Source organism: Bacillus sp. B28 (assembly GCF_029536185.1).
GTDB classification, from domain to species: Bacteria; Bacillota; Bacilli; order Bacillales; family Bacillaceae; genus Bacillus; species Bacillus halotolerans.
Genome location: NZ_CP120511.1, coordinates 2,150,072 through 2,165,124, shown reverse-complemented (window position 1 = coordinate 2,165,124; position 15,053 = coordinate 2,150,072). Strand labels below are relative to the sequence as shown.

At 36.8% G+C, this 15,053-nt stretch carries 13 protein-coding genes and 5 pseudogenes; 12 read left to right on the top strand and 6 right to left on the bottom strand.

Translation table 11 applies throughout. The features are described from left to right. Positions 1-60 precede the first annotated feature (60 nt). Positions 61-393: a chaperone CsaA gene (gene csaA, locus P3L57_RS10375; protein WP_044155587.1), complete on the top strand. Its 333-nt coding sequence runs from the start codon at positions 61-63 to the stop codon at positions 391-393. Positions 394-1,061: 668 nt separating this feature from the next. Here csaA and P3L57_RS10370 read toward each other — a convergent pair. After that, complete coding sequence (locus P3L57_RS10370; RefSeq protein ID WP_069487363.1) at positions 1,062-1,409, bottom strand: winged helix-turn-helix transcriptional regulator; 348 nt, start codon at positions 1,407-1,409, stop codon at positions 1,062-1,064. 168 nt (positions 1,410-1,577) lie between these two features. Between P3L57_RS10370 and P3L57_RS10365 the strand changes: the two genes are divergently transcribed. From P3L57_RS10365 to P3L57_RS10350, 4 genes and pseudogenes are all read left to right on the top strand, one after another. Then, on the top strand, positions 1,578-2,324 hold the full coding sequence (locus tag P3L57_RS10365) for an SDR family NAD(P)-dependent oxidoreductase (RefSeq protein WP_069487364.1): 747 nt from the start codon (positions 1,578-1,580) through the stop codon (positions 2,322-2,324). A 191-nt stretch (positions 2,325-2,515) separates the two neighbouring features. Continuing rightward, positions 2,516-3,667: pseudogene (locus tag P3L57_RS10360) on the top strand (IS3 family transposase). Positions 3,668-3,871: 204 nt separating this feature from the next. Next, a complete protein-coding gene (ppsA, locus tag P3L57_RS10355; RefSeq protein ID WP_069487365.1) occupies positions 3,872-6,475 on the top strand; it encodes a phosphoenolpyruvate synthase in 2,604 nt (867 codons plus the stop codon). 293 nt (positions 6,476-6,768) lie between these two features. Next, positions 6,769-7,098: pseudogene (locus P3L57_RS10350) on the top strand (Y-family DNA polymerase); the annotation flags it as partial. Positions 7,099-7,144: 46 nt separating this feature from the next. Here P3L57_RS10350 and P3L57_RS10345 read toward each other — a convergent pair. The 3 genes and pseudogenes from P3L57_RS10345 to P3L57_RS10330 form a co-directional block, all read right to left on the bottom strand. Beyond that, entirely contained in the window at positions 7,145-7,288 is a 144-nt protein-coding gene (locus P3L57_RS10345) for a hypothetical protein (protein WP_162264507.1), read from the bottom strand. Continuing rightward, positions 7,278-8,368: pseudogene (locus P3L57_RS10340) on the bottom strand (tetratricopeptide repeat protein). Before P3L57_RS10340 ends, P3L57_RS10345 begins: the two are co-directional and overlap by 11 nt. Before the next feature lie 532 nt (positions 8,369-8,900). Next, entirely contained in the window at positions 8,901-9,161 is a 261-nt protein-coding gene (locus P3L57_RS10330) for a hypothetical protein (RefSeq protein ID WP_083244535.1), read from the bottom strand. 171 nt (positions 9,162-9,332) lie between these two features. Between P3L57_RS10330 and P3L57_RS10325 the strand changes: the two genes are divergently transcribed. The 6 genes and pseudogenes from P3L57_RS10325 to P3L57_RS10300 all read left to right on the top strand — a co-directional run bounded on the left by P3L57_RS10325 (position 9,333) and on the right by P3L57_RS10300 (position 12,706). Further along, on the top strand, positions 9,333-9,740 hold the full coding sequence (locus P3L57_RS10325; protein ID WP_254665056.1) for a hypothetical protein: 408 nt from the start codon (positions 9,333-9,335) through the stop codon (positions 9,738-9,740). Between the two features lie 108 nt (positions 9,741-9,848). Next, on the top strand, positions 9,849-10,262 hold the full coding sequence (locus P3L57_RS10320) for an AAA family ATPase (RefSeq protein ID WP_083244536.1): 414 nt from the start codon (positions 9,849-9,851) through the stop codon (positions 10,260-10,262). Between the two features lie 159 nt (positions 10,263-10,421). Beyond that, positions 10,422-10,690, top strand: a pseudogene (locus tag P3L57_RS10315) (hypothetical protein). 92 nt (positions 10,691-10,782) lie between these two features. Then, complete coding sequence (locus tag P3L57_RS10310; RefSeq protein WP_306481471.1) at positions 10,783-11,205, top strand: UPF0715 family protein; 423 nt, start codon at positions 10,783-10,785, stop codon at positions 11,203-11,205. A gap of 81 nt (positions 11,206-11,286) precedes the next feature. Next, the gene (locus P3L57_RS10305) at positions 11,287-11,820 is read left to right on the top strand and encodes a GNAT family N-acetyltransferase (protein ID WP_069487367.1); all 534 of its coding nucleotides are present in this window, start codon (positions 11,287-11,289) and stop codon (positions 11,818-11,820) included. A 373-nt stretch (positions 11,821-12,193) separates the two neighbouring features. Beyond that, complete coding sequence (locus P3L57_RS10300) at positions 12,194-12,706, top strand: GNAT family N-acetyltransferase (protein WP_044155603.1); 513 nt, start codon at positions 12,194-12,196, stop codon at positions 12,704-12,706. A gap of 127 nt (positions 12,707-12,833) precedes the next feature. Here P3L57_RS10300 and P3L57_RS10295 read toward each other — a convergent pair. Both P3L57_RS10295 and P3L57_RS10290 read right to left on the bottom strand, forming a co-directional pair. Next, positions 12,834-13,066: pseudogene (locus P3L57_RS10295) on the bottom strand (hypothetical protein). 201 nt (positions 13,067-13,267) lie between these two features. Next, entirely contained in the window at positions 13,268-13,771 is a 504-nt protein-coding gene (locus P3L57_RS10290; RefSeq protein ID WP_059336548.1) for a DinB family protein, read from the bottom strand. Positions 13,772-14,098: 327 nt separating this feature from the next. Here P3L57_RS10290 and P3L57_RS10285 point away from each other — a divergent pair, with 327 nt between their 5' ends. Beyond that, positions 14,099-14,719, top strand: a complete 621-nt coding sequence (locus P3L57_RS10285) for a lytic polysaccharide monooxygenase auxiliary activity family 9 protein (RefSeq protein ID WP_044156741.1) — start codon at positions 14,099-14,101, stop codon at positions 14,717-14,719. Positions 14,720-15,053: the final 334 nt, after the last annotated feature.

Here is a 15,053-nt window from a genome sequence, read left to right as displayed (position 1 = left end):
TTTTGGTTAAACATTTAGCAGGTGTCTCTTTTAAAATAGTAAGAAAAAGGAGATATAATGATGGCTGTAATTGAAGATTTTGAAAAACTGGATATCAGAACTGGCACCATTATCAAAGCGGAAGAGTTCCCTGAAGCAAGAGTCCCGGCGATTAAACTGTTCATTGATTTTGGAGAAGAAATCGGCATTAAACAATCAAGCGCGCAAATCACAAAGCGCTATTGCTCAGAAGAACTGGCCAACACACAAATTATCGCTGTCGTGAACTTCCCGCCGCGCCGAATCGCAGGTTTTAAATCCGAAGTCTTAGTCCTCGGCGGCATTCCCGGCCAAGGCGATGTCGTCCTGCTTCAGCCTGAACAACCATTACCAAACGGAACAAAAATCGGATAACACAAAAAAGACGTTTGCCTAAGAGGCAAACGTCTTTGCGTATTGAGGCGATGCACCACACGCCACATTCGTGTGTGCCGCAAAGGGCATGTACATCGGCTTACACAATTCAGCTCATCGCTATATGAATATAGCATGACGGATGAGGAAATGCAAGGAGTACTTTGTTATTTTATGTTTGAGTTTACTGTGAAAATATGAAATGAAGAGAGATAGGGTAGATTACTGTACAATGATTAGTTTGTATTGGATGATTTGAAACCGGTAAAAGTCATTTTATGACCTGAGTGTGACCCCCACTGTGACCCGAAGTGTACATGTAAGAGTTGTCATAAACATAGTTAAATCAATAAAAACGTACTAAATAATAAGGTGAATACAGGGGAGTAGTGTGACCTGGATTTTTAATTCAGGTCTTTTTTTATGCACAAGAAAATGCCTATCTAGAGATCATAGGCATTAAATATTATTATCAATATCTTCATTTATTTTTTGGCTAAGTTTCTGAACCTTAAAGTTCTCCTGAATATAGTCCATGACACTTCTTATTAGAACTTCACTTTCAAAATTGAATATCTCATTTATTTTTGACTGTTCTTCATCTGTTAGGTGATGGTATTGAAGTTGTTTAGCATTTACTTCAGCAGCTACATCAATCCTAACTTTAGTTATTCTGGTTGTACAATTTCATATTCACCTTCTGCATACTCTTGCTCCGCATAATGGCTTCCCCATTGACAGAGCTCCTGCAAGATAGGTTTAAGAGATTCTCCAAGTTCAGTGGATGAATATTCAACCTTCGGCGGTACTTGATTATACATCTTTCTGCTCACAAGTCCACTGGCTTCAAGCTCTCTAAGTGTTTGAATCAGCATTTTCTGAGTTATATTTGGGATAATGCGCTTTAATTCACTCGTTCTCTTTGGTCCATTCATTAAAAAGTATAATACAAGGCCTTTCCATTTTCCGCCAATAACTTCCTTTGTCACTTCGAACCCACAGCTAAATTTTTTCATGTCTAAAGCTCTCCATTCCACATTTATTACTTTTTAGTTACTATATCACAAAAAAGTGGGTACTTCCGATAATGTGCTTACTGAAGGATACTATATCTTGTAAGTTGTTCTTCAAGTACTTAAAGGTACTAGATATAAAATAAAATTAATTCTAAAGGAGTGTTAAGTATGGGTAAATTTGAAGGTAAAATAGCGCTTGTAACGGGTGGAACAAGTGGGATTGGTCTTGCTACAGCACAAAAATTTGTAAACGAAGGTGCATATGTTTATATCACGGGACGTAGACAAAACGAACTTGATAAAGCTGTTAACCAAATTGGCAAGAACGTAACCGGTGTTCAAGGTGATATTTCTAAGCTTGAAGACTTAGACAAACTATATGACATTATAAAGCAGGAAAAAGGTAAGCTGGACATTCTTTTTGCTAATGCAGGCACCGGCAACTTCCTTCCATTAGGTGAAATTACTGAAGAGCAGGTTGATAGAACGTTCGACATTAACGTTAAAGGAACCATCTTTACTGTTCAAAAAGCGTTATCACTATTCCCGGACAAAGTAGGTTCTATTATTGTAACGGGCTCTACTGCTGGATCAATTGGCAACCCAGCGTTTAGTGTATATGGAGCATCAAAAGCAGCATTAAGAGCACTAGTTCGCAACTGGATTCTTGACCTAAAAGGCACTGAAATCCGTGTAAATGTGGTTAGTCCAGGAGTTATTCTTACACCTGCATACGATGAGCTTTTTGGTGATGCACTTGAAGGAGCAATGGAAAATACCAGAAATACTGTTCCAACTGGAAAAGTTGGTACACCTGAAGAAGTAGCAAACGCTGTATCTTTCCTTGCTTCAGACGAAAGCAGTTACTTGACGGGTGTTGAATTGTTCGTAGATGGCGGGCTAGCACAGGTATAATTTCACTGCGCAGAGATTACAAATAGCCCCCAAAAAAGGTTAATGGGGATTTACTTGAAGAAGTCGTATAAATAAGTGTTTTCCTTAAAGGACAGGGGGACTGACCCCATAAGATGAGACAAATAAAAAACACCTTCAAGTTTGAAAACGGATGATTGTTAGCCGAAATTAGACTTGGAGGTGTTTTTTGCATGGGAACAAGACTGAGTTATTCGATTGAAGTCAAACAGAAGGCTGTAGAAATGAGATTGGCAGGCGTGCCTACGAAAGAGATCATGCAGGAATTGAATATCAAGAATAAGACGCAGGTTCAGACATGGGTTAGATGGCATAAGGCTGGGGATACACATCGATTCGAACAGCCTGTTGGAAAGCAATACACTTACGGAAAAGGGCCGGAGTATGCTTCCGAATTAGAGAAACTGCAGGCAGAGAACCGTTATCTGAGACAACAGAATGAAGTTTTAAAAAAGTACAACGAATTGGAAAGGAAGTTGATAGCCAAACGTCAGTCGAACTTGTAGAAGGATTGCACAGCGCAATGACCGTGCAGAATATCTGTGTTCATTTAGGTATCTCACGAGCGTCTTATTATCGTTGGAAGAAGAACCTGACGAAAGATCATCCCAAATGCGATTTGGAAAAACAAATCGGCACGTTGTGCCGAGAGCACAAGTATCGATATGGATATCGAAAAATTACAGCTATATTAAAAAAGGGAATGCGTATTAACCATAAAACGGTTCAACGTATCATGCAGAAAAATCAGTGGCAGTGCCGTGTTAAGGTTAAGAAGCGTAAGAGGAATGGACAACCATGTGCCGTGGCCGATAATGGTATTGGATCGGAACTTTCAGTCCGATCGCCCTCTCGAAAAACTAGTAACAGATATTACGTATTTGCCTTACGGACAGAAACAATTGTATCTGTCCAGTATATTGGATGTATACAATGGAGAAGTGATTGCTTTCACGATTGGAGACAAGCAGGACACAGACTTTGTCTTAAACACACTTGATCAACTGCCAACAATGCCTCAGAACTGCGTGTTACATAGTGACCAAGGGTCTGTGTATACATCTTATGAGTATCAGAAAGCTGTTAAAACAAAAGGCATTACCATGAGCATGTCCCGGAAAGGGACGCCCGCTGATAATGCCTCCATCGAATCGTTTCATTCCTCACTAAAGTCTGAAACGTTCTATCTTAACAGCATTGATCGAACCACGACCGCCATCGTAGAACGCACTGTCAAAGAATACATTTATTATTATAACAACATTCGTATTCAAACGAAACTAAACAGCCAATCACCGATAAGCTATCGGCAATTGGAAGTATAAAAGGTGTTTTGATCCCTGTCTCAAAAACGGGGGTCAGTCCCAAATAGCCCAGGTTCTTTTTATATTGCACAATAATAGACACGGTGATATAATCAGACTACGTGTGCTTTCTGTATAAAAAGTTATAGATATCCATCTTATATTTTTAATATATCATACTGAAAAGCTCTTTGTCAATTATTATTTTTGAAGGGGAGATGTAGAATGAGTTCTTTGGTTCTTGGTTTTCACGAAATTGAAAAAACACAGCATTTGCTTGTTGGAGGAAAAGGATTAAATTTAGGGGAATTATCTAAAATTCAAGGTCTACAAGTACCAGAAGGATTTTGTGTCACAACAGTAGGATATCAAAAAGCCATCGAACAAAACGAAACGTTACAAGTGTTATTGGATCAATTGGCCATGCTAAAAGTTGAGGAGCGAGAACAAATTGGTAAAATCAGCAGAAAGATTCGACAAATCATTATGGAAGTAGAAATTCCTTCCGATGTTGTGAAAGCAGTTGCTCACTATCTCTCCCAGTTTGGCGAGGAACATGCCTATGCCGTGCGTTCGAGTGCGACTGCTGAAGATTTACCACATGCCTCTTTTGCCGGTCAGCAAGATACCTATTTAAATATTATCGGCAGAGAAGCGATCTTGCTGCATATCAGCAAATGCTGGGCTTCCCTATTTACGGATCGCGCGGTAATCTACCGCATGCAAAATGGATTCGACCATACCCAAGTTTATTTATCTGTTATCATTCAAAGGATGGTTTTCCCACAGACTTCGGGGATTTTATTTACCGCTGATCCAATCACTTCCAACAGAAAGGTGTTATCCATCGATGCCGGTTTTGGACTTGGTGAAGCACTGGTCTCTGGCTTGGTATCTGCCGATTGTTATAAAGTACAGGATGGGCAAATCGTCGATAAGATGATAGCAACCAAAAAATTGGCTATCTATGGACGAAAAGAAGGAGGAACAGAAACACAGCAGATCGAGCCTACTCAGCAAAAGACTCAAACACTGACTGATGAACAAATTTTACAACTGGCACGCATCGGGAGACAGATCGAAGCCCACTTTGGTTGCCCGCAAGATATCGAATGGTGTTTGGTTGACGATACTTTTTATATTGTCCAGAGTCGTCCAATCACAACTTTATACCCCATCCCTGAAGCGAGTGATCAAGAAAATCACGTCTATATCTCTGTTGGTCATCAACAAATGATGACGGATCCCATAAAACCACTGGGATTGTCTTTTTTTCTGTTGACGACTTCTGCACCCATGCATAAAGCTGGTGGAAGGTTATTTGTTGATGTCACACATAATCTGGCATCACCTGACAGCAGAGAATTTTTATTAAATGGCATGGGACAACACGATCCGCTCTTAAAAGACGCACTTATGACCACAATTGAGCGACGAGATTTCATTAAGTCGATACCAAATGATAAAACAGCAACGATTCCCAACCGAAGTAATAATACAGATATGCTGTCACAATTCGAGAACGATCCGACAATCGTTTCTAATTTGATTAAGCGAAGTCAAACATCGATAGAAGAGTTAAAACAAAACATCCAAACGAAATCGGGATCGGATTTGTTTGATTTTATTCTCGAAGATATCCAGCAATTAAAGAAGATCTTATTTGACCCAAAAAGTTCAGCTGTGTTTATGGCTGCTATAAATGCTACATCATGGATTAACGAAAAAATGAACGAGTGGTTAGGCGAAAAAAACGCAGCAGATACGCTTTCTCAATCTGTACCTCATAATATTACTTCAGAAATGGGTCTTGCGCTATTGGACGTCGCAGACGTGATCCGTCCTTATCCAGAAGTAATTGCTTATTTACAGCATGTAAAAAATGATCACTTTTTGGATGAGCTGGTTGAGTTTGAAAATGGACAGAAAATCCAAGACGCTATCTATGCTTATCTCAACAAATACGGGATGCGATGTGCCGGAGAAATTGATATTACAAGAACTCGGTGGAGCGAAAAACCAACTACACTTGTCCCAATGATTCTTAATAATATCAAAAACTTTGAGCCTAATGCCAGCCATCGGAAATTTGAGCAAGGGCGACAGGAGGCTTTGAAGAAAGAACAAGAGCTATTAGATCGATTGAAGCAATTACCGGATGGTGAACAAAAAGCCAAAGAAACCAAACGAATGATCGACATAATCCGGAATTTCATCGGTTATCGGGAATATCCAAAATACGGCATGGTTAATCGCTACTTCGTTTATAAGCAGGCTTTACTGAAAGAAGCCGAACAACTCGTAAAAGTGGGCGTTATTCATGAAAAAGAAGATATCTACTATCTCACTTTTGAAGAACTTCACGAAGTCGTACGCACAAATAAACTGGATTACCAAATCATAAGCAAACGAAAAGACGAGTATAAATTATATGAAAAACTATCTCCACCACGTGTTATCACGTCTGATGGTGAAATCATGACAGGCGAGTACAAACGAGAAAATCTCCCAGCTGGAGCGATTGTAGGTCTCCCTGTTTCCTCCGGAGTTATAGAGGGGCGAGCACGTGTCATCTTAAACATGGAAGATGCTGATCTAGAAGCTGGAGATATATTAATCACTTCCTTTACTGACCCTAGCTGGACACCATTGTTTGTATCCATAAAAGGCCTAGTCACCGAAGTTGGTGGACTGATGACCCATGGAGCAGTGATAGCGCGTGAATATGGCTTACCTGCAGTTGTTGGAGTTGAAAATGCTACCAGACTAATCAAAGACGGGCAACGAATTCGTGTGAATGGAACAGAAGGGTACATTGAAATATTGTAATGGCTTATCAATTGAGATCTTGTTATAATGGACGACCTTAAATGGATAAAAGAACGGTTATACTGTTCATTCTTTTATCTCTTGAGCAGAGATAAGGACACTTAGTGAATGTTGAATATTTGATGGCTTGCTACACACATTGAGGCCATAGCTATTCTTCGACAAGATTAGAGAATCGATGAAATATAAAAAATGAAAAAAATAATACTCTAACAATAAGCAAAGCCGGATCCCCATAGAGTGGGGATCCGGCTTTTTTATGTAATAATTGCTTAGCGTGGGAAATCCGCATTGCAGGAAAAGAAGATCCTGAAGAAATGGCCAAAGCAATCCAAAGCAGCATGTGGAGAGAATTTGGTTTGATGTGCACAGTAGGTATTGGAGACAATATGTTACTCAGTAAGCTTGCACTTGACCTGGAGAGTAAGAAAACAAATGCACGTTGGAGATATGAAGATGTGCCAAATAAGGCTTTAGAATGTTCATTCGTTGTTGTCTAAAATGGGGATAGGAGGGAGGGTAGAAAGGAACCTGAACCGAATGGGGATATCGACTGTAGGCCAGTTAGCCAAGTTTCCCTTAGAGCTGCTTGAACAAAGTTCAGAATAGAGGGTAACAAGTTGGTGGACATAAGAGTTAAAACCCTTCTCATTGAGAAGGGTTTTAACATTAAACAAAAAACTTGGTTGGTTGAATAGAAGTAATGTTCCTTTTAGCTTCATGGAATTCTTGGTCATTCGAGGATGAAAAGCCACTAAACACTGCTAATCCAACGAAAACTGACAAGGTGGCTAATGCAAGTTTAAATTTCATATAAACACTCTCCTCTTTGTATTTGGATTCGGACATCCACCATGACGTCAAAAAAGGTGGTTGAGTTTTCAAATTGCCCTATCTCCTTACAATAATTAGCCGTGTCGAGTGCTAATTCCTCTAAATCTGGATACATAACATTATCTTTAAGTACAGAAAAAGTTCGGAAAACTGTGCGTTTATCTATAGAGTCGATATATAAAGCCTTTAAGTAATTAAACTCAGCAATTAAGACATCATCATTTATTGCTTTTGCTTTCTCGATTCCTTTTTTGTAAAGAACCAAGGCTTTTTCAATATCCTTCATTTTAAAGTGAATTTGTGTCAGCGTAAATAACGTGTGAGGGAGGAGATCGCTTTTATCTCTTTCATACAATGAAACTGCTTGTTCAATATATTCAGCAGCTTTGTCATACTCTTTCATCTTATAATAACAGTTTCCCAAATTATATAATGATGCACCAATTAGTTTATGTTTGTTTATGGCTTTTGAGTCTTTTAGGGCTCTCTGAAGATGGGGAACTGCTTTTTCATGACTTTCCAGATCATCAAAGTTGCCTGCTACAACAAATGCACATTGTATTCGGCGAACAGTATAAGTTTTTTGGTCTTTATAAATGTTAAGGGCTGTTTCAGCATAGTGCATTGATACATGGGTTTGTTTCATGTGATAATAAACTTCAGCCATTTTGAAATAAAACTCAGCTCGTTCAATTTCGTCTGTTACTAAAGCAAGCTTTTTCTCAGCCATTTTATATGACCTTATTGCTTTATATAATCCTTCTTATCAAATTCGTACATTCCTCTAAAGAAATTGCAGTAGTATTCTAGTACACCTTTCAGTTTTGTTTGGCTGCTTTCGATCTTTTCTAATAAGTCTGAAATTTTAGGGCGTTCTTCATTCAATGACTTAGGTTCAAGGTAATCCAGCATTAGCTGATGACGAAAACACATTAGAGAATAATACAGCAATAAGTCTTGGTCTTCCTTCATATGTTTAATTTCTTCTTCAATCTCTGCTTTCAATATCTCTGAATCTGGAACGGCGAACATCCGTATGTATTTATACCACTCATTTATTTTAACTCCAACTGTAGATGACGGTAATTAATTGCTCCATTGAAATCCCTCCCTCTATGTATCCAATAGACTAATATGTAATATTTTATAATATTTGAATGAATGAGGAAGATTAATGTTATCTTAAATTACCTTCCTCAATAAAGAGAAGGGTAGGGGGGGGTTATCTCGGTGAATCATAATCCATTGCTTGTTCACTATCAGAAATACCTTGAGAGTTGTCGGGTCAACAATGATTCCCATTGCAGTTAAAAAAGTTAGAAGTGCATTAAATTTCTCTGTCAAATTGTCACCCAATATCTTCAAGTCGTATATCATACACAATCCCAGTGCTTATATTGCATCTAAGGGTTAATCAGTCGAGATCATTGAGGAATCAAAATATGGCCAAGTGATTGTTATTATTCAGCGCAACAGAAAAGAAGGAACCAGCAAAAGTAGATATTACGGTTGATTTCATACATAAAAGATCACATAGGAAGAAACACCTTGCTTAAAACAAGAAAAAGGAGCTTAAAAGCCCCTTATAAGTTTAAACAACTTTTGTATAAATAGCCTTATAAAACCCTATTGAGTAATCAAAATAATAATTTGTAAGAGTATAAGTATAACCATTGTATTCAAGAGAAGGCTTGAAGTTTGGTATGGGACTAAGCTGATATATGGTATCGTACTCATATTCATCATTTTTCACAACAACTTCAGATGAAACATTCGTTGCCAAGGCAGGAACAGCGGATATTAGCATGCCGAATGTTAAAGCAGAACTCAATAAAATTTTTCGAGGGTTCAATTATATCAACTCCATTTACATATTATTCATTTACTATGCAATATCTGGAGTTTATTTAGAAGTGAATGAAGGATCATAAAAGCCTATTTATTTTCAAAATCGTGGTTTTAAACAAATTAGGGGGAAACGAATGAATCAAGATATTCAGCTTTTGAAAGACCTCAAAACGAATTGAAAACGCAGGATCATGGCTCTCAAGCTGCACCGCGGTTTTGGTCTATAGGAGATTATAAATGGATTAAGACTTCAGATGATGATGCGGAACGCTATTCTGTTTACATTCCTGAAGATGGCGAATCCTATGAGCTGGAAAGTTGTCTAAAGGACATCAAGAAGAATGATGAATTGTCTTCAGAAGCGGTGGAAGATATAGAGTGTGAGGCTTCCGCATTAGATTGGATACATGAATATGTAGACAGTGGCGCTGATCTGATACCAGAAACAGAGGTTCATTACATTTATCAAAATACAATGTTTCTAACTAAAGCGGAGGAAAAACAGTACATAAAACAAAATCATTACCACTATACGAAAAAGGTTCATACGGGCTATGACAGCTTGGAGAGCACCAAAAGTTGAAAGGTTGCTTAAAATTCTCGAAACGTTTGATTGGAGTTCAATAACGATATCTAAATAAAAGATAGTTTTTATATAGTTGAGTTGTTGAAACGATCGCAATAATAACTAATCTTTTCCAATGGGTCGTCCTTAGCAAGAGACTTATTAAATCGTTCATCTAATGTTATATTGCTTGATGAATTTGATAAAGCTCCTGCAGTATTTCATAGCGCATTTTATCAAATGTTTGATGAAGGCATTTTAGTTGATAAACACTATGTAGCAGATATTTCAAAAGCAATCATTATCTGCACTTCTAACTATAAATCTAGAGAAGAAATTAAAAAGTCATTAGGAGAAGCCTTGTATTCCAAGTTTGATCACTTTATTGAATTCGAACTAATATTAAAAGAGGCACAACTAGAATTAATTGAAAAAAGTTATATAAAAATGATACAATTTTTCTCAAAGAAGGAGAAAGAAGTAATGGAAGATGATGTTTTTAAATCTATAATTGACCTAGCGGGCAGTTTAATAATGTAAGAGAAATTGAGCGGGAAACCCAGAAGTTGATGTGTAGTGTTTTAATTAAGGAGCTATAAAAAGCTATTGTTTTTAAATAGAAAGAAAAAGGTTAAGACATTCCTGGGAAAAAGTCTAAATAAAACTACGATTTTAAGAGAAGGGAGACTTGCTATCAATATGAATGTTAAAAATGCTGCAGCTATTTTTTCAATCGCTATTCCAATTATCTGAGCTATCTATTAATTTTTTTATGGGAGTTATTTCAATTCCATGGCAAAGTATGCCGATGTTTTTTCATTATTGCTTTCTCCTATAGGAATGTTTTTTGCGTTGGTTTCAATAAAGTCAAATAAACGGTGTGCATATATGAAATAGTCTTAAATGGAATTATGTTTCTATTTCCTTTTTTCTGGTTTATAGGCGGGATTTTGTTATTTGAAGTTTAAAATTTATAATGACGTGAAAATCGATGAAGATCTAGCAATTTGGATAACTGAATAACAATTCTTTTTTTAAGAAAAGATTTGAGCTATATTTTTTGGAGGTTAAAGCTTTGAGTTTTAATAAAAAAAATGTCGCTAGATATAGTCTTACACTAGCGCTCTCATGCATTACATACGGGATTATTATTGGGTTTTATGGTTTTGCTTATTCTAATTTCGAACCTTGGATGCTGATAACAATTTTCATCATACCATTTTATGCATTCATCCCATATACAGTATTTGCTATTCCATTGCAAATATTACTTCGAAAAAAAGTAAAGAAATTTAGTGTGCTGTACTTATTGATTTACATAATCGTAGCGCTAATCGCATTATTCTTGTTCTCCTTAGCCAGTGATCCAACTTATGTGCTTACTGAGGTTCAACATGTGAACTTTTATTATTTGAGTTTTGTAGCTGCGGCGGTGTACTGGTTCTGGGATTCAGTATTTATAAAGAATCAAGAAAAGATTTAATATAACAACGTTCTTAACAAGTATTAAGGCTGTTGAAGAAAAAGCTTATGGCAATTAACTAAAAGAACAGGGGATATGAATATGGAAATCTCAATTAGGCAAGAGCTCACTGAAGAATATCATACGTCTGAAGAAATGATTAAAAGAGCTTTTTCAAAAGTAGAATATAGCGACAAGAAAGAACACATACTTGTAAATAAGATTAGAAAATCAGATGCATTCATTCCTGAACTTTCATTAGTTGCATTACATCAAGACAAAGATATCGTAGGTCATATCCTTTTATCTAAAATCCAAATCATAGATGGCGATAACGCAGTCGATTCTTTGGCACTTGCTCCAGTTTCTGTTGCGCCTGAGAACCAGAAAAAAGGAATCGGGAGTCAATTAATTCGTGCTGGGTTAAAAAAAGCAATAGAGCTTGGTTATCGTTCAGTAATTGTTTTAGGACATAAAGATTATTATCCGAAGTTTGGTTTTAAGCCAGCTAGCTTATGGAATATAAAAGCGCCCTTTGAGGTGCCTGATGAAGTATTTATGGCTCTGGAATTAGCAGATCATTCTCTTGAAGATGTGCAAGGTGTCGTTCATTATTCAGAAGCTTTTATGGAGTGAAAGCTAGATGATTGATTAGAAATTGATAAAAAAGAGGTTATCCCTAAAATTGTCATTTTGTGGATAGCCTCTTTTTTGTGTAAATAGCTTTAAAAATGAAAAAGAAAGCTGCAAAGGGATATGAATGAAAATAAAAAAGACGCGATTATTGAATCATTAAAGCGGAAAGTCAAGCGATTAGAGCATAAGAGCAACGATTTACGTGACCAATTAAAGGCATACACAGAAGTCTACAAGAAGATATAGCTGAGACGCCTACCCTTTGTTTGCAAGGGCCCAGATTGTTGTATAAGGATAGTATTTAAAGAGGTTATTATTGTCTTAATATCGAATAAAGATTTAAGTGTAATTATTTTTGATGGGAGATATTTTAATGCATATAACAACAAAAAGGTTATTGATACGTGAATTTGAATTCAAAGATTGGAAAGCTGTATATGAGTATACGTCAGATATGAATGTTATGAAGTATATACCAGAAGGGGTTTTTACTGAAGAAGATGCAAAAACATTTGTAAATAAAAACAAAGGTGATAACGCTGAAAATTTTCCTGTAATACTAAAAGATGAAGATTCTCTTATAGGCCATATTGTTTTTTATAAGTATTTTGGTGAACATACATATGAGATTGGGTGGGTGTTTAATCCGAATTATCAAAATAGAGGGTATGCTTCTGAAGCAGCACAAGCTATCTTGGAATATGGATTTAAAGAAATGAACTTACATAGGATGATAGCTACGTGTCAACCTGAGAATATTCCATCATACCGAGTTATGGAGAAGATTGGAATGAGAAGAGAAGGCTTTTTTAAAAAATGTATTCCTAAAGGCAATGAATGGTGGGATGAATATTATTACGCTATTTTAGAGGAAGAGTGGAATTGAACTATATTGAAGGCAGAAACATTGGCGATATAAACAAAATACCATCTCCTACTTAGAACACTGAAATGCCAGTAGACATTCTTACATGCAGGGCATTTTATTTGAGACAATTCTGGGAGGATTAAAACTATATATTTACTAATGTGTAAACCAATGCAACGATGAACAAGAAATATGAAATATAAGAAATTGCTTTTGACGAACTTGCTTTATGTTTTTGGAGAGTATATATAAGTGCAAAACTCAAAAAGAAAACAGTCACAAACCAAGAAGTGTATTCAGGAAAGATTGCGGCCACCAACACGATGATCGTTGAAAAAATAATGAAGAGTAATGAGTAACTTTTTGATCATGATTCAAAGAAATCACCTTATAAATTTTTACCCATTTTAATGTGTATCAAAACATTATTCAAAAAGGAGATTAGAAAAATGCCAGATATTATTTCTCATGTTAATCAACATTGATTAAATGAACAAAAGGAAGAGCATGTTTTGAAAAAAAAATCATCGAAACATGCTTTTATATTTTGTAATAGGTTAACTTCGTTATAAAGGCTGCTTACATTTGCGGGGGTTCCAAACCGAATCTTGTCCATTCCTCTTTAGCTGGACCATAAATACCTGGAACAGTTAATCCTGCTTGTCTCATAAGAACAGTCATTTGTCCTCGATGGTGATTTTGATGTTGAATCAAAAACATCAAAAGTGAACCATTTGGCAATTGTTGACCAATAAAGTTGATACGTTCTTGAAGTGTATGATCAGTCCATTGGGTAGTTAATGCCTGTACAAACGCATTGCTGGCTTGATGATAGCTGTCTGCTATAAACTGAGCCGAAGTAGGAACAGGATAATCTTCAGCAGGGGCATGAAACGTTAAGTTTGTGTTTGAGGTAATGATGCGAATGGCAGCAACAGTATGCCAAGCAATACGGCCTAAAGTCCAATTTTGTGAAGTTATTGCTTGTTTAAGTGATTCATCAGTTAGACTATTTAGCAGTTTCTGTGTAGCGTCAGCTTCGAACTCCCAAGATTTTAAAAAATGGTCTAAGGTTTGAAACACAAAAATCCTCCTTATGATGTTTTGTTTTCTTTTTATAGCTTAATTATACCTGCTCGTTTAGTTAAAAAGAACAAAACTTTAGACAAGAATTTTCTAAGGAAAAGAAGGCAGCGCAACATTATTATAGACGTTACGACTTTATTTCAAAGTTACATGAATACATGTAATCAAGACGAAAAAAAGCTGTAGGAAGAACAAAAGAGGGGGGAGTATGAAGTTTTTTAAGTGTTACGCCATCAAAAAAAAGAAGGAGTTTACCTGACATATAATGAATTATTATAGTAGGGAAGAGAAAAATTTTACAGAAAAGGGAGGAATGAGTTGGTAATGAAGGGTTTTGTCAAAGGCGCTGTTCTAACTGCTGTTCTGAGTGTGGGTGCTACTTTATTTGCAGGTGATGTATCTGCACACGGGTATATAAAAGAACCTGCTAGTAGAGCGTACATGGGATCATTAGAAAAACAAATAATTGGTTGGACGGCAGCTACGCAAAAGTATGGTTCTGTAGTTGATAATCCTCAATCGGTAGAAGGACTAAAAGGGTTTCCAGCCGGAGGTCCGCCAGATGGAAAAATTGCATCGGCAAATGGAGGCTTTGGTCAAATTGACTTTGGGTTAGACAGGCAGACTGCAGATCATTGGGTAAAACAAAACATGCATGGAGGTCTAAACACCTTTACTTGGCACTATACTGCTCCTCACGCAACATCAAAGTGGCACTATTATATAACCAAGAAAGATTGGAATCCAAACAAACCATTAACAAGAGATGAGTTTGAATTAATTGGAACAGTAGATCACGATGGTTCAAGGGCAGATACTAATCTTTCTCATAAGATTTATGTGCCAGCTGATCGCAGTGGCTATCATGTCATTCTAGGGGTGTGGGACGTTGCGGATACCTCTAATGCCTTTTATAACGTAATTGATGTAAACCTAATACAATGATGTTGAACCTCCATCGAACAAATCTTAATCCCAATGGACAAGAATATGAGGCTTAATCAGAAAATTGCCATCAAATCTGGCACAGTGTATACCGCTAAGGTTTTAACAGCTGTCAATAGTTGTGAAGCCATCACCAGCTAGTGAAACGTCTACAGTACAACGAAGGAAACTGTAACGGAACCGGGAGAACACAGAGTGTTTGAGTGTGGAAGTACGAGAATCAAATGGGATGCTGTGAAGCTATTAAGAGGAGCTATCTATTGCAGATCGGTTAGATGTTCGTGCATCTGCCGATCTTTTTTTAATTTTAATTGAAGTCTACTCAATACATAGA

What these genes read in the sequence shown, in the direction of transcription:
- P3L57_RS10370 (WP_069487363.1), bottom strand. Translation starts at nt 1,409, where the DNA reads ATGAAAAAATTTAGCTGTGGGTTCGAAGTGACAAAGGAAGTTATTGGC.
- P3L57_RS10305 (WP_069487367.1), top strand. Translation starts at nt 11,287, where the DNA reads ATGGAAATCTCAATTAGGCAAGAGCTCACTGAAGAATATCATACGTCT.
- P3L57_RS10285 (WP_044156741.1), top strand. Translation starts at nt 14,099, where the DNA reads ATGAAGGGTTTTGTCAAAGGCGCTGTTCTAACTGCTGTTCTGAGTGTG.
- P3L57_RS10300 (WP_044155603.1), top strand. Translation starts at nt 12,194, where the DNA reads ATGCATATAACAACAAAAAGGTTATTGATACGTGAATTTGAATTCAAA.
- csaA (WP_044155587.1), top strand. Translation starts at nt 61, where the DNA reads ATGGCTGTAATTGAAGATTTTGAAAAACTGGATATCAGAACTGGCACC.
- P3L57_RS10365 (WP_069487364.1), top strand. Translation starts at nt 1,578, where the DNA reads ATGGGTAAATTTGAAGGTAAAATAGCGCTTGTAACGGGTGGAACAAGT.
- ppsA (WP_069487365.1), top strand. Translation starts at nt 3,872, where the DNA reads ATGAGTTCTTTGGTTCTTGGTTTTCACGAAATTGAAAAAACACAGCAT.
- P3L57_RS10345 (WP_162264507.1), bottom strand. Translation starts at nt 7,288, where the DNA reads ATGAAATTTAAACTTGCATTAGCCACCTTGTCAGTTTTCGTTGGATTA.